18 protein-coding genes are annotated in these 18,127 nt (G+C 58.4%); 13 read left to right on the top strand and 5 right to left on the bottom strand.

Annotated features, from left to right (window positions below):
• The first annotated feature begins 90 nt into the window (after positions 1-90).
• The gene (locus ACOTTU_RS12485) at positions 91-1,053 is read left to right on the top strand and encodes an NADPH:quinone oxidoreductase family protein (RefSeq protein ID WP_425658424.1); all 963 of its coding nucleotides are present in this window, start codon (positions 91-93) and stop codon (positions 1,051-1,053) included.
• A 59-nt stretch (positions 1,054-1,112) separates the two neighbouring features.
• Here ACOTTU_RS12485 and ACOTTU_RS12480 read toward each other — a convergent pair whose 3' ends face one another.
• Together ACOTTU_RS12480 and ACOTTU_RS12475 are read right to left on the bottom strand one after the other, a co-directional pair.
• Positions 1,113-1,955, bottom strand: coding sequence for an alpha/beta fold hydrolase (locus ACOTTU_RS12480; RefSeq protein ID WP_425658423.1), 843 nt, complete (start codon positions 1,953-1,955; stop codon positions 1,113-1,115).
• 174 nt (positions 1,956-2,129) lie between these two features.
• Entirely contained in the window at positions 2,130-3,107 is a 978-nt protein-coding gene (locus ACOTTU_RS12475) for a DMT family transporter (RefSeq protein ID WP_425658421.1), read from the bottom strand.
• A gap of 123 nt (positions 3,108-3,230) precedes the next feature.
• Between ACOTTU_RS12475 and ACOTTU_RS12470 the strand changes: the two genes are divergently transcribed.
• The 10 genes from ACOTTU_RS12470 (at position 3,231) to ACOTTU_RS12425 (ending at position 12,019) form a co-directional block, all read left to right on the top strand.
• Entirely contained in the window at positions 3,231-3,755 is a 525-nt protein-coding gene (locus ACOTTU_RS12470) for a CoxG family protein (RefSeq protein WP_425658419.1), read from the top strand.
• Between the two features lie 113 nt (positions 3,756-3,868).
• Positions 3,869-4,807 (top strand): ABC transporter ATP-binding protein, encoded by a 939-nt coding sequence (locus ACOTTU_RS12465; protein WP_425658417.1) that lies wholly within the window; start codon positions 3,869-3,871, stop codon positions 4,805-4,807.
• Complete coding sequence (locus ACOTTU_RS12460; RefSeq protein WP_425658416.1) at positions 4,804-5,565, top strand: ABC transporter permease; 762 nt, start codon at positions 4,804-4,806, stop codon at positions 5,563-5,565. The genes ACOTTU_RS12465 and ACOTTU_RS12460 overlap by 4 nt, the downstream gene beginning before the upstream one ends.
• Positions 5,566-5,633: 68 nt before the next feature.
• Positions 5,634-6,431 carry a S49 family peptidase gene (locus ACOTTU_RS12455; protein ID WP_298913910.1) on the top strand — a complete coding sequence of 266 codons (798 nt, stop codon included), beginning with the start codon at positions 5,634-5,636 and terminating at the stop codon, positions 6,429-6,431.
• Between the two features lie 175 nt (positions 6,432-6,606).
• Positions 6,607-7,554 carry a calcium/sodium antiporter gene (locus tag ACOTTU_RS12450; protein WP_298913913.1) on the top strand — a complete coding sequence of 316 codons (948 nt, stop codon included), beginning with the start codon at positions 6,607-6,609 and terminating at the stop codon, positions 7,552-7,554.
• A gap of 22 nt (positions 7,555-7,576) precedes the next feature.
• Positions 7,577-8,356 carry an SDR family oxidoreductase gene (locus ACOTTU_RS12445; RefSeq protein ID WP_425658415.1) on the top strand — a complete coding sequence of 260 codons (780 nt, stop codon included), beginning with the start codon at positions 7,577-7,579 and terminating at the stop codon, positions 8,354-8,356.
• A gap of 293 nt (positions 8,357-8,649) precedes the next feature.
• On the top strand, positions 8,650-10,527 hold the full coding sequence (gene uvrC / locus ACOTTU_RS12440; RefSeq protein WP_425658413.1) for an excinuclease ABC subunit UvrC: 1,878 nt from the start codon (positions 8,650-8,652) through the stop codon (positions 10,525-10,527).
• A gap of 134 nt (positions 10,528-10,661) precedes the next feature.
• Complete coding sequence (pgsA, locus tag ACOTTU_RS12435; RefSeq protein ID WP_425658411.1) at positions 10,662-11,330, top strand: CDP-diacylglycerol--glycerol-3-phosphate 3-phosphatidyltransferase; 669 nt, start codon at positions 10,662-10,664, stop codon at positions 11,328-11,330.
• A complete protein-coding gene (gene moaD, locus ACOTTU_RS12430; protein ID WP_425658409.1) occupies positions 11,327-11,572 on the top strand; it encodes a molybdopterin converting factor subunit 1 in 246 nt (81 codons plus the stop codon). The genes pgsA and moaD overlap by 4 nt, the downstream gene beginning before the upstream one ends.
• 3 nt (positions 11,573-11,575) lie before the next feature.
• On the top strand, positions 11,576-12,019 hold the full coding sequence (locus ACOTTU_RS12425; RefSeq protein ID WP_425658407.1) for a molybdenum cofactor biosynthesis protein MoaE: 444 nt from the start codon (positions 11,576-11,578) through the stop codon (positions 12,017-12,019).
• An 8-nt stretch (positions 12,020-12,027) separates the two neighbouring features.
• On the opposite strand, the gene ACOTTU_RS12420 is transcribed toward ACOTTU_RS12425, so the two are convergent.
• Positions 12,028-12,954, bottom strand: a complete 927-nt coding sequence (locus tag ACOTTU_RS12420) for a LysR substrate-binding domain-containing protein (RefSeq protein ID WP_425658405.1) — start codon at positions 12,952-12,954, stop codon at positions 12,028-12,030.
• Positions 12,955-13,051: 97 nt separating this feature from the next.
• Between ACOTTU_RS12420 and katG the strand changes: the two genes are divergently transcribed.
• Together katG and ACOTTU_RS12410 are read left to right on the top strand one after the other, a co-directional pair.
• Positions 13,052-15,235 (top strand): catalase/peroxidase HPI, encoded by a 2,184-nt coding sequence (gene katG / locus ACOTTU_RS12415; RefSeq protein ID WP_425658403.1) that lies wholly within the window; start codon positions 13,052-13,054, stop codon positions 15,233-15,235.
• Between the two features lie 183 nt (positions 15,236-15,418).
• Complete coding sequence (locus tag ACOTTU_RS12410; protein ID WP_425658401.1) at positions 15,419-15,865, top strand: universal stress protein; 447 nt, start codon at positions 15,419-15,421, stop codon at positions 15,863-15,865.
• Between the two features lie 7 nt (positions 15,866-15,872).
• Here the strand turns inward: ACOTTU_RS12410 and ACOTTU_RS12405 are convergent, their stop codons facing one another.
• Positions 15,873-16,199, bottom strand: a complete 327-nt coding sequence (locus ACOTTU_RS12405; RefSeq protein WP_298913938.1) for a hypothetical protein — start codon at positions 16,197-16,199, stop codon at positions 15,873-15,875.
• Positions 16,192-18,111, bottom strand: a complete 1,920-nt coding sequence (locus ACOTTU_RS12400) for an OmpA family protein (protein WP_298915254.1) — start codon at positions 18,109-18,111, stop codon at positions 16,192-16,194. Before ACOTTU_RS12400 ends, ACOTTU_RS12405 begins: the two co-directional genes overlap by 8 nt.
• Between the last annotated feature and the right edge of the window lie 16 nt (positions 18,112-18,127).

Here is an 18,127-nt window from a genome sequence, read left to right as displayed (position 1 = left end):
GTCACTGGATTTGATGCCTTGGTCATTTACGGTCATTCACGAATAGCGCTGGCTTGAGCCGGTCAGCCGCGACCCAGAAAGGAAACGTCGATGCGCGCCATGCAGGTCACCGAACTCGGTCAACCTCTCGTACTGCGGGATATCCCGACACCAAAGCCCGCGCCAGGGCAGGTACAGGTCAAGGTGCACACATGTGGCCTGAATTTTGGCGATCTGCTGATCATCAAGGGAACCTATCAGGAAAAGCCCGCACTGCCCTTCACGCTGGGTATGGAGCTTTGCGGCACGGTGACCGACGTCGGTGAAGGTGTCACAACTTTGCGCGTCGGCCAGCGGGTGGCGGCCTACTGCGGGTTTGACGCCTTGGCAGATTACGCCGCCATTTCCGCCGATATCTGTGTGCCGATCCCGGACCAGATGACCGATGAAGACGCCGCGGCATTTTTGATCGCTTATGGCACCAGCCACGTGGCGCTTGACTACAAGGCGCATTTGAAACCGGGCGAAAGGTTGCTGGTGCTGGGCGCTTCCGGCGGGGTTGGTCTGACGGCGGTGGAACTGGGTAAACTCATGGGGGCGGAGGTCATCGCTGTTGCCAGAGGTGACGACAAACTACAGGTCGCCAAGGCCGCAGGTGCGGATCATCTGATCAATTCTGAGACCGATGATATCCGCGATACTGTCAAATCACTGGGGGGTGCGGACGTGGTTTATGATCCCATCGGAGGGGATCAGTTCAAATCCGCTCTGCGGGCGTGCAGACCCGAGGCGCGGCTTATCCCGCTGGGCTTTGCGTCGGGCGAGGTGCCGCAAATCCCCGCCAATCATCTGCTAGTCAAGAACCTCACCGTCATCGGGTTCTATTGGGGGGGATATACACGTGTGAATCCGAAAGTTCTGACCGACAGTTTCGAGGTCCTGACGCAATGGTACGTGGACGGCAGGATCAAACCGCATGTCAGTAACATCTTGCCGCTGGCGCAGGTCAACGAAGCGCTCGATCTGCTGAAAACACGCAAAGCCACGGGCAAGGTCGTTGTGCGGATCGACTGAGCTCACATGACTTTGGCTCTATGATATAACCCCCATTTGTTGGCGGTTCCGGGGCTGTGTTACTGCGCGATGAACTGGCGAATGGCGTTGGTATATTCACCGGGGGCCTGGAACGATGCGAAATGGCTCACGTCTTCCAGAACGCGCAACTCAGCCGCAGGCATGATGCCCGCGATCATTTTCGAATGATCCATCAGGATGGCTTCGTCGAATTCGCTTTGTACCACCAGGGTCGGCACCGTCACGCTTTTGAGCGCCTCGGCCCCGCCGGGTTTTGACGTACTCCACATCTCCACCACGCCCGCCAGAAAATCATCGAACCCATCCGGGACGGGCGACATCTGCGCGTAGTCAGACGCCATCATCCCGACGTAGGTGCCAAAGACCGCGTTGTTTTCAACGGAAGGGTCGATGCCATCGAGCGTGATATTGCCTGCATGGGCAAAGTGGCTGGCCAACCGGTCCGGGTGTGACTGGGAGATGGCATAGCCGATGTTAGCCCCATCCGACCAGCCGACAAGATGCACCTTGTCCACGCCGATCTGATCCAGCAGCGCGAGGTAATCGGAGGCCAGCAGGTCGTAGGAATAGGCGCTGCCATCGTTCGAGCTTCGCCCGTGCCCGCGCGTATCGGCAACGATGACCTTGAAATCTGTCATTAGATCCTTGACCTGCTCCGCCCAGATGTCCGCATGGGCCAAACCCCCATGGATCAGCAGAATAGGGGTTTCCGAAGCATCGCCATAGGTGGCGTGATACATCTCGATCCCATTGACCGAGACCGTGCCACTCGTCGCTGCTTCCGGCATCGCGGGTGTTTCCGGGATCGACAGCCATCGGTCTTCCGCCGCTGCAATGGTTGCTGTGAATACCAGGGTGGCGGCTATCAGGTGCTTGAACATTTCACTCTCCCTTATTGATCCGATCATTGGTGTCGGGCCATCCTAGCGCGTCCTGCGCCTGTGTCGTCAGGTTTTTGACGGGGGAGTTTAGCGCACCAACCATCCGCGAAGGATGTCGCGAGACGGGTCAGGAAACAATGGGCTGGTGCAGGCGCGGATAAGGCAGGCGCACGCCTAGCGCCGCCGGACCGGGGCACGGGCAACAATGCGGGCCTTCTGGCGTTCGCGAAGAAAGACAAAGAGACCAGAGCCGAGGATCAGGGCGATCCCCGCCCAGACCTCCCAGACGGGCAATTCGGCAAAAACCGCCCAGCCCCAGAACACGGCAAGAGGCAGGCCCACATATTCGAACGGAGCAACCGTTGCGGCATCTGCCAATCGATACGCTTGGCTGAGGCAATAGCCGATGATCGCGGAATTTGCGCCCAACCCGATGATGACCCACCAGTCCGCCGCCGCAGGCCAGACCCAGGCGCGCAGCAAAAATTGCATCGAAGGATTGTCGATGCCTGTCGCAAAGCGGCCATCTCCGGCGACGACATAGAACAGCAGGGAGACGACGACGAACGTCGCCTGAATATAGACCGCAAGGGCAGAGGCCTTGCTTTCGACACCCAGCTTGCGGGTCATCAATTGATTGAGCGCATAGGTCAGGGCCGCGACGATGGGGAGCAGCAGGACAAGGCGGGAAGCTTGCAGGCTGTCTGCGTCCGCCCAGGGCCGTTGCATGATGATGACGCCTGCAAAGCCCACAAGAACCGCGCTCATGCGCATCAGGCCGACTTTTTCGCCGAGGATCGGAATGGAAAGGACAGTGATGAAGAGGGGGGCTGCGAAGAACAGCGCCGTGGCATCCGCCAGAGGAATTGCCGCCAGAGCCACGAAATAGCTCATGTTTGCGATGACAATCAGAAGGCCTCTTGTCGCATGCAGGAGTGGGCGGCGTGTCCTGAGAATGCCAAAACCGCCTTCCATCTGCACCATGATCAGCGAAAACAACATGCCGATCCCGGACCGCAGGAAAACGATCTCGTGCAAGGGATAGCCACCCGACAATTGCTTGATCAGCATATCGTTGATGGATATTGCAAAAACGCCTGCCAGCACGAAGAGAATTCCAAGCCCGGCGCGGTTCTGAGGGAGGGCAGTCATGGCCCACTCCTATCAGGCAGGCAGGGGCTGTCCAGCACAGAAACGACATAGACCAAATGCCGATTGGTGCTTTGCGATTCTCTGAGGTAGAACGGCCAAAGGTCAGTAAGAAGGAGCCTTCCGATGCAGATGTCCGATACCCGCCAGATAGCAGCTTCCCCGGCGCAGGTTTACGCAGCCTTGCTGAGCCCGGAAGTGTTGGAGGCCTGTGTGCCAGGCGCGCAGGGAGTGACCGGATCGGCAGAGGAAGGTTTCGAGGCGACGGTTGTGCAGAAGGTGGGGCCGGTCAAAGCGACCTTCAAAGGGGCCGTGACCCTTTCTGATCTTGTGCCGGACCAGTCCCTGACAATTTCCGGTGAGGGCAAGGGTGGTGCGGCAGGCTTTGCAAAGGGTGGCGCAGAGGTGCGCATGACCGCCAAGGATGGTGGCACCGAATTGTCCTATGACGTTGAAGCAAAGGTGGGCGGTAAGCTCGCGCAGCTGGGCAGCCGGATCATTGATGGGTTTGCCAAGAAAATGGCCGACCAGTTCTTTACCAACCTGCAGGAAACGCTCGAAGGCCCGGCGACTGCCGAGGAGGCACCCGCCGATGATGCGCCTGAGGCGGAAAAGAAAAGCTGGTTAAAGCGTCTGACTGGCAAATCCTGATATCCCCTTTGCGGACTGGCGCACATTTCAGCGAAAAGCTGTGCGTATCTGCGCTGTTGTTTACGGCGCGCGCCGCCTAGTTTGCGCGGGATAGCAAGTGGGACAGAGCGACAATGCCACCAATTCTCGACATTTCAGAGTTGCGGAAATCCTATTCTGACGGATTTGAAGCGCTCAAAGGGGTCAGCCTGCAAATAGATGCGGGTGAAATCATCGCATTGCTGGGGCCAAACGGGGCTGGCAAGACCACCCTGATTTCAACCGTTTGCGGCATTACCACGGCAACGTCCGGGACCGTTGCGGTTGGCGGCCATGACATCATCCGCGATTTTCGCGCTGCGCGATCCATGATCGGTCTGGTGCCCCAGGAGATCAATCTTGAGCCTTTTGAGAAAGTCATCAACACGGTGCGGTTCTCCCGGGGGCTTTTTGGCAAAGCCCCCGATGACGCAGCGCTGGAACGGATCTTGCGGCAATTGTCGCTGTGGGACAAACGCAATAGCCAGATTCGCGAGCTCTCCGGTGGGATGAAACGCCGCGTGCTGATCGCCAAGGCGCTGAGCCACGAGCCGCGCCTGCTGTTTCTCGACGAGCCCACCGCCGGGGTCGATGTGGAATTGCGCAAGGACATGTGGGAAATCGTCGAAGGGCTGAAAGCCGATGGCGTGACCATCGTGTTGACCACCCATTATATCGAGGAAGCCGAAGCCATCGCCGACCGGGTGGGCGTGATCGCCAAGGGCGAGTTGCTGTTGGTCGAAGACAAGGAGAACCTGATGGCGCGCATGGGGCAAAAACAGCTTGATGTGCAACTGTCAGAACCTTTGTCGGCGGTCCCAAAGGCGTTGGAGAAATACGATCTGATCCTTTGCGACAACAATCGCACGCTGACCTACAGCTACGACACCCGCGCTGAACGTACCGGCATCACGAAACTGCTGTCGGATGTCTCCGCCGCCGGGCTTGTCCTGCGGGATGTGGTCACCCGTCAAAGCAGTCTTGAGGATATCTTTGTCGGCCTTGTGCACGAAGACATGGGGGGTGCGTCATGAACTGGACTGCGATCAAGGCGATTTATCTATTTGAAATGGCACGTTTCTTCCGCACGTTGGCGCAAAGCTTGATTTCACCGGTGCTGTCCACCTCGCTCTATTTCGTCGTGTTTGGTGCCGCCATCGGCAGCCGCATTCAGGAAATCGAAGGCGTCAGCTACGGGGCCTTCATCGTGCCGGGTCTGATCATGCTGTCGGTGATCACCCAGGCCATTTCCAACGCGTCCTTCGGCATCTATTTCCCCAAATTCATCGGCACCATCTACGAACTGCTGTCAGCACCGGTGAATTTTCTGGAGATCGTCGCCGGATATGTCGGCGCTGCGGCAACCAAGGCCCTGTTCATTGGCGTGATCATATTGATCACCGCGTTTTTCTTTGTGGATGTCCAGATCGCGCATCCGCTGGCTATGGTGGCTTTCCTGCTTCTGACCTGCCTGAGTTTTGCGCTTCTCGGTTTCATCATTGGCATCTGGGCCGGCAATTTTGAACAATTGCAGCTTGTGCCGTTGCTGGTGGTCACGCCGCTGGTGTTTCTGGGTGGGTCGTTTTACTCAATCTCCATGCTGCCTCCGGTCTGGCAGACAATCTCCTATTTCAATCCGGTCGTTTACCTGATCTCAGGCTTTCGCTGGGCATTCTTTGGCACGTCGGATGTGCCAATTGCCCTGTCGCTGGTCGCAATCGCCGGCTTCACGTCTTTGTGCCTGCTGGTCATTGGCTGGATCTTCAAAACCGGCTGGCGCATCCGGCAATAAAGACGCAGTGTAAAACTCTAGGGTTCTTCTCCTTGTTTGGAGGGGGGTGCCATTCTACATGGGAACACATGAAACGCTGGATACCCTTTCTGAAATCTGACCCAACCGTTGCTGTTATTCGCCTTGCTGGCATGATCAGCGCGTCGGGGCGTGGCGCATTGAATGACGCAGCACTCGCGCCGGTGATCGAAAAAGCCTTCTCGCGCGGCAAACCCAAAGCCGTGGTATTGGAGGTGAATTCGCCGGGCGGCAGCCCCGTGCAATCGTCGCTGATCGGTGCCCGTATTCGCCGGTTGGCCGAAGAAAAAGACATCCCCGTGATCGCCTTTGTAGAGGATGTTGCGGCCTCTGGTGGCTATTGGTTGGCCGCTGCTGCAGATGAGATATTTGCGGATGAAAGCTCGGTTGTGGGATCAATTGGCGTGATCTCTGCCTCTTTCGGCGCGCATGAACTGCTGGCGCGTCAGGGGATCGAACGACGCGTCTATACGGCGGGCAAGTCGAAATCCATGCTGGACCCGTTCCGCCCGGAGAATCCCGAGGATGTGGCGCGTCTGAAGGGGTTGCTGGAAGACATCCATACGAATTTCAAAGACCACGTCAGCGCGCGCCGTAAAGGCAAACTGCCGGAAGATCAGGATCTCTTTACCGGTGAGGTCTGGCTGGCACGACGGGCGGTGGACCTTGGGCTGATCGACGGCATTGGGCATCTGAAACCAATGATGCAGGACCGTTTTGGAGAAAAAGTGAAATTCCGCCGCTACGGGGTGCGCAAATCCTTCCTGTCGCGCTTCGGTGCGCGGGTTGTGGACGACGCGCTTCAAAGCGTGGAAGAACGCAGCGCCTTTGCACAGTTCGGGCTTTAACCCATATGATTTTCAAGATTGTCACCCTCTTTCTGGTCGTTATGGGCGTCCTTGCCATGTTCGGCAAAATGCATTGGTTGGGTGGCAAACGACTGACATCGGCAAAATGCAGCCGCTGCGGTCGCTACCGGATCGGGCGCGGGCCTTGTGCCTGCGGCGGGGATGATCGTTCATGATGATGCCGTGGTTTCTCTGCGGCTTTGGCCTGATCCTGTTGCTGCTTGCAGGGGACGCGTTAGTCAAAGGCGCGGTTAACCTCAGTCTGCGATTGGGTGTCCCGGCTCTGATTGTCAGTTTGACAATTGTGGCTTTTGGCACCTCTGCGCCCGAATTGTTGATCGCCATTCAGGCCATCAAGGACGAGGCGCCGGGTCTGGCATTGGGCAACGTCGTGGGATCCAACACCGCGAATATCCTTCTGGTTCTGGGAGTTCCGGCGCTGCTGGCCACCATGCATATGGCGGAGTGCAACACCCGGAAAACCTATAATTTCATGATCCTGGCCAGCCTGCTCTTTATCGGGCTCGCCTTTCGCGGCGTCTTCGACTGGATCGCAGGTATGGTGCTGCTGGTTTGCCTGGCGCTGATGCTAGGGGACGCCTTTCGCGACGCCCAAAAGCACCGGAAGGCCTGCAGGGATCTGCCCGAAGAAGAGCCTGAAGGCGCTGATCCGGATATGCCCTGGTGGCGGATCATCGTGTTTCTTGTCCTGGGTCTGATTGGCCTGCCTCTGGGGGCCGACCTGCTTGTCGATAACGCGACGATCATTGCGAAAACCTATGGGGTCTCGGACACTGTGATCGGCCTTACCCTGGTGGCAGTGGGCACATCACTGCCGGAACTGGCAACAACTGTCATGGCCGCACTGCGCCGTCAGGCGGACGTGGCGCTTGGTAATGTCATAGGGTCTAACATGTTCAATCTGCTGGCGATCATCGGCATCGCAAGTTTCGTAGGACCAATCAGGGTAGACCCGGGCTTTTTGACCTTTGATTTGTGGGTCATGCTGGGGGCCTCTGTTCTTTTGGCCCCCTTCGTCTATCTGTGTTGGAACATCACACGTATCTGGGGCGTCATCCTGACAACGCTCTACCTGACGTATCTGATCGTGGTTCTGAGCTGATCTAACTTGAGGAGCAGAGGATATGGCAACAGCGCTAGTCACCGGTGCAGGGCATCGTATCGGGCGTGCCATGGCACTATTTCTGGCAGACCGCGGGTATTCCGTGGCCGTGCACTATGCCTCATCAGACAAAGGTGCGCGCGAGACCGTGGCCCTGATCGAAGAGCGAAACGGTCGTGCCATTGCCCTGCAAGCCGACCTTTTGGACGACGTGCAGACAACAAAGCTCTTCTCGGATGCGATTGCGCAATTGGGAGGGCCGATTACCTGTCTGGTCAATAATGCGTCGATCTTTGAATATGATACGGTTGAAACGGCAACCCGCGACACCTGGGACCGGCACATGCAAAGCAATCTGCGCGCGCCATTCCTGTTGACACAAGCCATGGCCGCGCAGGGATTGTCCCCGCTGAAGGATGATGCCGGTGAGCCGATGGCGGCGGCGCTGATCGTCAATATGGTGGATCAACGGGTGCGCAAGCTGACGCCTGAGTTCATGACGTATACGCTGGCCAAGATGGGGCTTTGGGCGATGACGCGCACGACGGCTCAGGCGCTTGCTCCGGCGATACGGGTGAATGGTATTGGTCCCGGGCCGACGTTGCAGGGCGGTCGTCAGTCGGCGGAACATTTCGCCACCCAACGCGCGAATACAACCCTTGAGCGTGGCTCAAATCCACAGGATATGACGGCGGCGCTGGGGTACTTTTTGGACGCGCCTGCGGTGACCGGCCAGCTGCTTTGCGTGGATGGTGGGCAGCACCTTGGATGGCAGACCCCCGATGTCTTGGGCGTTGAATAATTCGGTGACCCGGTTCGAGTTTTGCACCACGTTAATGGGTGTTACAAAACCGTTACCAAAATGTCTTTGTTTTCAAAAACTTGCACTGTGTAAAAGAATATTTCTTTATTTATCAGAAGCTTAACATAGTGCCTATTTTTTGTGCAAATCGTGGAAATGCCCCAATTCAAACAGAATTTTCCAAATGCCTTGAAGTTATCGGCAGAGTTATCCACACGATCCGTGGAAAGGTTATGGCTTGCAGTCGGCTACGCTACAGTGCAGCCAGCAGATAGAATCGACACCGGGATCAGATGACAGACAGAGACAACATTCAGCTTCCGCGCGAGCTGACCGGGCATGAAGTGATCCAGGGTTATCTCAAGACCCTCGATTCCTCGCCGGGTGTCTACCGGATGCTGGATGGGGAAAGCCGGGTTTTATACGTGGGCAAGGCGCGCAATCTGCGCGCGCGTGTCAGCAGTTACGCGCGGCCAGCTGGGCATTCGCCGCGGATTGCGCGCATGATCTCCAATACCGCTTCGATGATGTTTCTGACCACGCGGACGGAAACCGAGGCGCTCCTTCTGGAGCAGAACCTGATCAAGCAGCTGAAACCGAAATTCAACGTTCTGCTGAGGGATGACAAAAGCTTTCCCAACATCCTGGTGACTGCGGAGCACGATTTTCCCCAGATCAAGAAACACCGCGGGGCCAAGAAGGAAAAGGGCAGCTACTACGGCCCCTTTGCGAGTGCGGGGGCGGTCAACCGGACGCTGAATCAGTTGCAGCGGGTTTTTCTGCTGCGCGATTGTTCCAACGCCATGTTTGAAAGCCGCACGCGTCCCTGTCTGCAATTCCAGATCAAAAGATGCTCGGCCCCCTGCGTCGGCAAGATCAACCCGCAGGAGTACCAGCAAACCGTTCGGGATGCGGAAAAATTCCTGACCGGGAAAACAACCGATATCCAGGCGCGCCTGGCCGCCGAAATGAGCGCTGCCTCCGACGCCATGGAATTCGAACGTGCTGCGGCATTGCGGGACCGCATCAAGGCCCTGACCCAGGTGCAAACAGCGCAGGGCATCAACCCAAAGAATGTGGCTGAGGCCGATATCATCGCGCTGCATATGGACAGCGGACAGGCTTGCGTTCAGGTGTTTTTCATTCGCGCCAATCAGAACTGGGGTAACCGGGACTATTATCCGCGGGTGGGCAATGATGTGGATGCGGCGGAAGTTCTGGAAGCCTTTGTCGGGCAGTTCTACGACACGCGTGAGCCGCCGCGTCAGCTGATCCTGAGCAATGAAATTGAAAACCCAGATCTGATGGCAGATGCTCTGACCGGGAAACTCGGGCGCAAGGTCGAGCTGATTGTGCCGCAACGGGGCGAAAAGGCCGAACTGATCGACAGTGCCTTGCGAAATGCCCGGGAATCGCTGGCACGCAAGATGGCGGAGACGGCGACACAGGCGCGCTTGATGAAAGGGGTGGCGGAAGCCTTCGATCTGCCAAATCCGCCCGAACGCATCGAGGTCTATGACAACTCTCATATTCAGGGCGCATTTGCCGTGGGCGCTATGATCGTCGCGGGTGCTGAAGGGTTCATGAAGAACCAGTACCGCAAATTCAATATTCGGGGGGAGGAGCTGACGCCGGGGGATGACTTTGGCATGATGAAGGAGGTGCTGACCCGGCGTTTCAAGCGGCTCAAAAAGGAAGATCCGGATCGTAAGGAAGGCCATTGGCCGGATCTCCTGCTGATCGACGGTGGGGCCGGGCAGGTCAGTGCAGTGCGTGAGATCATGCGGGAATTCGGCGTCGAAGACATTCCCATGGTGGGCGTGGCCAAGGGGCTGGATCGGGATGCGGGCAAGGAAGAATTCCACCGGACCGGAAAGCGGCCCTTTGCGCTGAAGCACAATGACCCGGTTTTGTATTTCGTGCAGAGGATGCGGGACGAGGCGCACCGGTTTGCCATCGGAACACATCGGGCAAAACGGTCCAAGGCCGTTGGCGCGACGCCGCTTGATAACGTGCCCGGTGTGGGGGCTGCGCGCAAACGGGCGTTGTTGGCGCATTTTGGATCGGCCAAGGCGGTATCGCGGGCAAATCTGAGCGATCTCAAAGCGGTGGAGGGTGTCTCGGGCGCCCTGGCCGAAAAGATTTATGACTATTTCCACGAGCGCGGTTGATCCAGCGGACGCGCGTGCCGCGCGACACGATGTTTTGCTTTTCTGCCGAAAAGCGTGGCTGCGTGTCACGGTTAGTTCATGCGCTCTTGCGGTTGTCGCTTTCGCAGCCAATTTGAGCGATGTAAGGTAGCCTCATGACACTCACGATGCCCAATGTCCTGACGATCGTTCGCTTGCTGGCGGCACCCATGGTGGCTGTCATGTTCCTTTATTTCACAAGACCTTATGCGGACTGGTTTGCCTTGGTGCTGTTTGTGCTGGCCGCTATCACCGATTGGTTCGACGGGTATCTGGCGCGGGCCTGGAAACAAGAAACCAAGCTTGGGGCGATGCTGGACCCGATTGCGGATAAAGCCATGGTTGTCATTGCCCTGATGGTGATCATCGGATTTTCCAGCTGGTCACCGTGGCTGGTTCTGCCCGCGACGGTCATCCTGTTTCGCGAGGTTTTCGTCTCCGGACTCAGGGAGTTTCTGGGGGATACCGCCGGCACACTCAAGGTTACGAAACTGGCAAAGTGGAAGACGACCTTTCAGATGGTCGCGATTGCGGTTCTTTTTTCGCAGGGCGTGTTCGAACATTACCTTGGCATGTCGGCCTATGGAATGGACCAAACCATGGTCAATGCGATTTTCGAGGGCACGGAGCCGGATTTACAGGGGCTGCGCTGGAAACATGCGGCAATGGAATGGGCGGGCAGTACCGGACATGTGCTCTTGTGGGTGGCCGCGGGTCTGACGCTGATCACCGGCGTGGACTATCTACGCAAGGCCATGCCTCACCTCAAGGATGATGAGAAATGAACGTATTATATTTCGCCTGGGTGCGTGAACGCATCGGTTTGCCGCGCGAGGATGTTGAAACAACGGCCGCCACTGTTGCGGAACTTGTCGACGAACTCCGGGCCCGCGAGGATCGTTATGCGCTGGCTTTTTCGGACCTTTCCGCCCTGCGCGTGGCGATTGATCAGGAACTCAGCGATTTTGATGCCAAGCTTGATGGCGTGCGTGAGGTAGCGTTCTTTCCGCCGATGACCGGGGGCTGAAACATGCGGATTGCCATTCAGCAAGCGCCTTTTGATCTGGGTGTCGAAAGTGCCCGTTTTGCGGCCGGTCATCGCGATGTCGGTGCCGTGGTAACATTCACGGGGATCGTCCGCGACACAGGCAATGCGCCGTTGGATGCCATGGAAATCGAGCATTACCCGGGCATGACCGAAACGGCGGTGACCGAAATTGCACGCGAGGCGCAAACCCGCTGGTCGCTTGCGGATGTTCTGATCATTCATCGCCATGGGCGCCTTGAGACCGGCGACATGATCATGATGGTTGCCACCGCGTCACGGCACCGCAAGGATGCCTTTGAGGCGGCTGAATACCTGATGGATTATCTGAAATCCCGCGCGCCGTTCTGGAAGCGGGAAGTTACTGCCGAAGGGGCCTCCTGGGTTGAGGCGCGGGGTGAGGACGAGGATGCGCTAAGCCGTTGGTAATGCCGCACCTATCCTCCGGGTCGCTTGCACTGTTCTGTTTTGAGGGCTTCGGCGGAACGTTGCACGACATCGGAAACCTGGTGGAGCTGAGCCGACAGTGGGCTGGTTTTTCGCCAGACCATCCCAATGGTGCGGGAGGGCTCCGGCGCGTTCAGGGAGGCAATGGAAACGGCGGCTGATTTGGTTTCGACCGGCACGGCCATCTCCGGGATCAATGTGACACCAATGCCTGTCCCGACCATTTGGACAAGGGTCGAGAGCGAACTGCCATCCATCCCCTCGCGCGCCAAGGGCGACCGCAAGCCGCAGAACGACAAGGCCTGATCGCGAAAACAATGGCCTTCTTCGAGCAAAAGTAGCCGCATTTCGCGTAAGGATTCGCGATTTGGCACCGGTTTTCCGGCATCTTCCTGACTGCGAACAAGGACAAAATTCTCCTCGAACAGCGGAATTTCTGTCAGCGAAGGCTCGGAAATCGGCAAGGCCACAATGGCCGTATCAAGCCGCCCCTCGATCAGCTCCTTGATCAGCTTGTCCGTCAGCGTTTCGCGGATGTGAATGTCCAGATCGGCATGGGCCAGGGACAGGTTGCCAATGATCCTGGGCAAGAGATAAGGGGCAATTGTAGGGATAATACCAATGCGCAGCTTCCCCACCAGCCCGTCATTGGACGCGCGCGCCAGATCGCCCAGATCGTCCACAGATTGCAGGATCGCGCGGACCCGCTCGGCAAAAACCTCGCCAAAGGCTGTCAGGCGTACATGACGCGCGCCGCGCTCGAAAAGCGGTGTGCCAAGCGATTCCTCAAGCTCCTTTATCTGCACAGAGATCGCCGGCTGCGAGATCGAACAACTGTCTGCCGCGCGACCAAAATGCCCCAGCGCGGCCACGGCTTCGAAATAGCGCAATTGTTTGAAGGTGAGATTGAGGGCCATAGGTTCAGATTATCGCTGCGATAGGAAAATCCAAATTAAACATATCAAAGTGATCTGGTAAACCACCCTCGACAGCAACATCTTCAGGAGCGAGAAAATGGACGGAAACGATATTGGCAAGTGCCCGGTCATGCATGGGGCCAGCATTCATGCGACCAATGAAGTCAGAGGCAACCGCGATTGGTGGCCCAACCAGCTCAACCTGAAAATCCTGAACCAGAACGCGCCGCAGACGGACCCTTTCGGAAACGCCGTGGATTATGCCGAAGCGTTCAAAAACCTTGACCTTCAGGCGCTCAAGAAAGACCTGACCGCCCTGATGACCGACAGCCAGGACTGGTGGCCGGCGGATTACGGTCACTACGGCCCTTTGTTCGTGCGGATGGCCTGGCATTCGGCGGGCACCTACCGCACCGGTGACGGGCGGGGGGGCGCGTCTTCGGGCTCTCAGCGGTTTGCGCCGCTCAACAGCTGGCCGGACAACGGCGGTCTGGACAAGGCGCGTCGCTTACTGTGGCCGATCAAGCAGAAATACGGCAATCAGATTTCCTGGGCCGATCTGATCGTTCTGGCAGGTAATGTCGCCATGGAAACAATGGGTTTCAAAACCTTTGGTTTTGGCGGCGGTCGTGAAGATGTCTGGGAGCCCGAGGAAGATATCTATTGGGGCACAGAGGAAACATGGCTGGGCAACAGCCGTTACACTGGCGACCGCGAGTTGGAAAACCCGCTTGCCGCGGTGCAGATGGGCCTGATTTACGTCAACCCGGAAGGCCCGGATGGCAATCCTGATCCGGTGGCCTCCGGCCGCGACATCCGCGAGACATTCGCGCGGATGGGGATGGACGATTATGAAACCGTGGCTCTGACGGCGGGCGGCCACACCTTTGGCAAGGCCCATGGCGCGGGGGATGCCGCATTGGTTGGTCCCGAGCCTGAAGGCGCGCCTATCGAACAGATGGGTCTGGGGTGGAAGAACGCCTTTGAATCCGGAGTTGGGGGCCATGCCACCGTCAGCGGGATCGAGGGCGCGTGGACGCCGACGCCGACAACGTGGGACATGTCCTATTTCGATACGCTGTTTGGGTACGAGTGGGAACTGACGAAAAGCCCGGCCGGCGCGCAGCAGTGGACAGCCGTCGGCGGTGAAGGCACCGTGCCGGATGCCCATGATGGCGGCAAAAGCCATGCGCCGATGATGACCACTGCGGATATGGCCATGCGGATGGACCCAGCCTACGAGAAAATCTCGCGCCATTTTCATGCCAATCCGGAGGAATTCGCGGATGCCTATGCGCGGGCATGGTTCAAGCTGATCCACCGCGATATGGGGCCAAAATCGCGCTATCTTGGCAATGAAGTTCCGGCAGAAGATCTGTTGTGGCAGGATCCTTTGCCCGCCGTTGATCACGCTCTGGTCGACGCATCTGACGTCGCGGATCTGAAGGCCAGGGTTCTGGCGTCAGGGCTGTCGATTTCGGAACTGGTGTCGACCGCATGGGCGTCTGCATCGACCTTCCGTGGGTCGGACCGTCGCGGTGGTGCCAATGGTGCCCGCATCCGTCTTTCTCCGCAGAAAGACTGGGAGGTCAATCAACCCGCGCAGCTGTCCAAGGTGCTTGGCGTATTGGAAGGCATTCAGGCCAGCTTCAACGGCGCGCAATCCGCCAAGGCAATTTCGCTGGCGGACCTGATCGTGCTGGCGGGTTCGGCTGCGGTCGAGCAGGCGGCGAAGGCTGCTGGCCATGACCTTGAGGTTCCTTTCACAGCCGGACGGACGGATGCCTCGCAGGAGCAGACAGATGTCGAGAGCTTTGCGGTTCTGGAGCCGGATGCAGATGGTTTCCGCAACTACCAGAAAGCCGAGTTCACCGTATCCGCCGAAGAGATGCTGGTCGACAAAGCACAATTGCTCACACTGACCGCGCCGGAAATGGCCGTCCTGGTAGGGGGCCTGCGGGTTCTTGGTGCTAATGTGGGTGGCTCCAAACATGGTGTCTTCACCGACCGCGAAGGGGCCCTGACCACGGATTTCTTCACCAATCTCGTGGATATGAACACCAGATGGGCACCCACCTCTGACGACGCCGTGTTCGAGGGCAGCGCAGATGGGGCGGTGAAGTGGACGGCAACCCGTGTCGATCTCGTTTTCGGGTCGAACTCGCAGTTGCGTGCGCTTGCCGAGGCCTATGCGCAGGACGACGCCAAAGACGCTTTTGCCCGGCAGTTCGTGGACGCCTGGGTCAAGGTGATGGAGCTGGACCGCTTCGATCTGTCCTAACAAACGGACCTGCCTGGCAGGCCAGTTTCAGATAAACCAGACTATTTTGGCGGGTGGCTTCGGCGCCCGCCAAAACTTTATCTGCCGCGCCATCCGGGTCTTGTGTTGACGTGTATCAAGGCACGGGTTCCGCGTGGGCGCTAAGCTTTTGACATCCCAATTTTTTAGCAGGAGACAAAAGCAATGTTTAGCAAGATTACCGTCGGATTTGACGGATCGAAACCATCTGAAAACGCACTTCGGCTCGCCTGCGACCTTGCAGGGAAATACGCCGCGGAGATTCACATCGTTCACACGCCGAAACCCGAAACCGTTGCCTTTGCCACAGGGGCGGTGTCGGGCTACCACGTTGCCACCACCATGCCGTCGGCCGAAGAAGTGGAAAAAACCGCCAAGAAGTTATTGTCCACCGCCATCGAGATCACCAAGGAGGCAGGCTTGCCATCGGTTGCCACGCACATCGAACATGGCGATCCCGCGCAATCCCTGCTGGATATGACCGAAAAGCTGGGTTCTGATCTGATCGTGACGGGGCGTCGCGGTCTGGGCAATTTATCCGCTTTGGTTCTGGGCAGCACATCGCAAAAGGTCAGCCATCTGGCGACATGTGCCCATCTGACGGTTTCCTAGCCGCGCGTCAGCCGACGTGCAGACGATCCAGGCGCGCGCGCAGCTCTTCGGCTTCGTGGCGCGCATCGCGCAGCCCGTCCATGGCGGCGCGCAACTCGGCCTCGGTTTGGGCCAGCTGATTGGTCAGCTCGGCCTCGCGCTGTTGCAGGTAGGTAATGGCCTGATCGCGGGTCTCTTCGGCCTCGTGTAACTCCTGGCTCATCCGGTCAAGTTCTGCCACATCCCCTGCGGCAACACGGCTGAAGCGATGCACGATCCAGTTGGCAAACCAACCAAGGCAGAAAGCCACAAAGAGGATGATCGCTGTCGCAATGACAAACTCTGTCCTACTCATTGTTGCTTCCCTCTTCCGCGGTACCTGCTGCTGCGTCACCGGTCTGAGCTCCTGTATCACCGGATTCGGCCACGCTTTCCAGTGTTGTTTGCGGCTCAGGCTCTGAAGGTTTCGGGCGGATCAGCCTGAATTCAATGCGTCTGTTGGCTTCCCGGCCTGCCTCGCTGCCGTTGTCGGCGACGGGGGCGGTCTCACCATATCCCTTGGCCGCAAAAGAGCCCGTCAAAACCCGGCGCGCGCGCAATTCGTTCAGAACCGATTCCGCTCGGGCCTGGCTCAATGACAGGTTCATTTCTTCACGGCCCTGGCTGTCGGTATGCCCCTGTACCTCAAGGCGGATATCGCCGCATTCCTTCAGAATCTCGGCGATGCTGTCCATCGTACTCAAGGCGCTGGTATCAATGGTCGCGCTGCCGGGTTCAAAGTTGATCTTGGCCTCAGAAACAACCGTCGCGATCTGCGCCTCGCACTCTTCGGGCGATGGCAATGCCGCAATCGGGTCGAGCGCTTCGACATAAGCAATGTCGATCTCGAAGGTGGCCTCTTCACCCAGCTTGTCAGCCATCAACTGGGCAATGGCGGTGCTGGCATTGGCGTTGCCGGAACGGCCTGTCATGGTAATGGCATCCGGGGTGACGGTTGCGGCACCATTGTTGAGAAAACCCAGAGCCTCAATGCCCGTCAGGACACGCGCGGGCCAATCTGCGGGCAAGTCATCGACAACCCGCGCGGCCGTGTAGACATTTTCCGATCCGAACTTTGCCCGCGCGAAGCTGTCGGCGACCTCGCGCATTTTTGCGTCTGTGATGCGCCCGCGTAACTGAATCTGACCCTCGGGGCTCAGGGTGGCCACGAATTCCGGTGGTCCCGCTGATGGCTCCGGGGTCTCGGGCAGCACCGGGTAGAGCGCGAAGACTTCCGGCAGGCTGTTTTCCAACTCGCCCGTGACGCGATCAAACAGGCGTTGTTCAGTCCCTTCCGCGGCCACCAGGGTGATGTCGGCATTGGAAAAGGTCACACTGCCCGCGCCCAGTTCGGCCAGCGCGCCAATGGCCGCTTCGGCGGCGTCGGTCCAGTTTCTGGACGGTACGCCCATGCCAATGGTACAGCGCCCGGGTCCGGTAAGGCCCGCCTCAAAAGCGGCTGTCAGAATACGCCGCTGGCTTTCTTCGGTGTCCGCCGAGCAGGAATCAAACCGGCTGCCGTTTTCATCTTTCACAAAACGCAGCGTAAAGGGCGTGATAACCGGGCGCGGGGCCGTGATGTTCATCGACAGGCGCAGCGCCGGGGGGGCCGAGCGGATCAGATCTGCTTCCATTTTGGCCTTGGCATCGCTGCTGTCGGCGATGGCCGTGATTTCAACGCGGCCTGCGTCAACCGACACTTTGGCGCGCGGCAGATCTTCTATGGCGGCTGTCGCAAAGGCCAGGGCATCGTCCCAACCGCCGGGGACGGGGTAATCCGCGGTCTCCAGAAGATCGGTCACCGGCAGATCGCTCATGTCCACGAAGCCTTCAATCAGCGCGTCGCGGTCCGTCGCTTCCGGGATCAACCCGATGATCGACAAACCCGCGGTGTTGCGCAGCACTTCGACGGAAAACCGCGGGGCGATGATAGAGGCCGCGGCTTCGACTTCCATCTCGTCGATCACCCGCGCGGCATCCACGACCGAGCCCGCGACGCTGAGGGCGCGAAACCGCACAGCTTCATTCGGGGCCAGCCCGGCGAGGGTGACGCGCAGCCCGTCTGCCTCAACCTCCGCCCAGACAAGATCATTGCTGTCCAGCGCATCTCTCACGCCGATTTCAGATGAGTCCTCGATCAGTTGAACTGATGAATTGGCGGCAAACAAAGCCGCCGCGGCAGCGGCCACAAAGGCAGAGATAACAAGAGAATACTGAGACAGGCGCATATCACCGGGTGGTCTG

The sequence above is a fragment of the Roseobacter sp. EG26 genome (assembly GCF_049830555.1).
Lineage (GTDB): Bacteria > Pseudomonadota > Alphaproteobacteria > Rhodobacterales > Rhodobacteraceae > Roseobacter.
Note: the sequence above shows the minus strand (reverse complement) of the source record. Positions and strands in the feature narration are given on the sequence as shown.

Excerpts from the sequence above, each read along its gene's own strand:
- pgsA (WP_425658411.1), top strand. The coding sequence starts at position 10,662 with ATGACACTCACGATGCCCAATGTCCTGACGATCGTTCGCTTGCTGGCG.
- ACOTTU_RS12410 (WP_425658401.1), top strand. The coding sequence starts at position 15,419 with ATGTTTAGCAAGATTACCGTCGGATTTGACGGATCGAAACCATCTGAA.
- ACOTTU_RS12480 (WP_425658423.1), bottom strand. The coding sequence starts at position 1,955 with ATGTTCAAGCACCTGATAGCCGCCACCCTGGTATTCACAGCAACCATT.
- ACOTTU_RS12475 (WP_425658421.1), bottom strand. The coding sequence starts at position 3,107 with ATGACTGCCCTCCCTCAGAACCGCGCCGGGCTTGGAATTCTCTTCGTG.
- ACOTTU_RS12450 (WP_298913913.1), top strand. The coding sequence starts at position 6,607 with ATGATGCCGTGGTTTCTCTGCGGCTTTGGCCTGATCCTGTTGCTGCTT.
- ACOTTU_RS12460 (WP_425658416.1), top strand. The coding sequence starts at position 4,804 with ATGAACTGGACTGCGATCAAGGCGATTTATCTATTTGAAATGGCACGT.
- ACOTTU_RS12420 (WP_425658405.1), bottom strand. The coding sequence starts at position 12,954 with ATGGCCCTCAATCTCACCTTCAAACAATTGCGCTATTTCGAAGCCGTG.
- ACOTTU_RS12485 (WP_425658424.1), top strand. The coding sequence starts at position 91 with ATGCGCGCCATGCAGGTCACCGAACTCGGTCAACCTCTCGTACTGCGG.
- ACOTTU_RS12455 (WP_298913910.1), top strand. The coding sequence starts at position 5,634 with ATGAAACGCTGGATACCCTTTCTGAAATCTGACCCAACCGTTGCTGTT.
- ACOTTU_RS12425 (WP_425658407.1), top strand. The coding sequence starts at position 11,576 with ATGCGGATTGCCATTCAGCAAGCGCCTTTTGATCTGGGTGTCGAAAGT.
- uvrC (WP_425658413.1), top strand. The coding sequence starts at position 8,650 with ATGACAGACAGAGACAACATTCAGCTTCCGCGCGAGCTGACCGGGCAT.
- ACOTTU_RS12400 (WP_298915254.1), bottom strand. The coding sequence starts at position 18,111 with ATGCGCCTGTCTCAGTATTCTCTTGTTATCTCTGCCTTTGTGGCCGCT.
- katG (WP_425658403.1), top strand. The coding sequence starts at position 13,052 with ATGGACGGAAACGATATTGGCAAGTGCCCGGTCATGCATGGGGCCAGC.
- moaD (WP_425658409.1), top strand. The coding sequence starts at position 11,327 with ATGAACGTATTATATTTCGCCTGGGTGCGTGAACGCATCGGTTTGCCG.
- ACOTTU_RS12405 (WP_298913938.1), bottom strand. The coding sequence starts at position 16,199 with ATGAGTAGGACAGAGTTTGTCATTGCGACAGCGATCATCCTCTTTGTG.
- ACOTTU_RS12465 (WP_425658417.1), top strand. The coding sequence starts at position 3,869 with ATGCCACCAATTCTCGACATTTCAGAGTTGCGGAAATCCTATTCTGAC.
- ACOTTU_RS12470 (WP_425658419.1), top strand. The coding sequence starts at position 3,231 with ATGCAGATGTCCGATACCCGCCAGATAGCAGCTTCCCCGGCGCAGGTT.
- ACOTTU_RS12445 (WP_425658415.1), top strand. The coding sequence starts at position 7,577 with ATGGCAACAGCGCTAGTCACCGGTGCAGGGCATCGTATCGGGCGTGCC.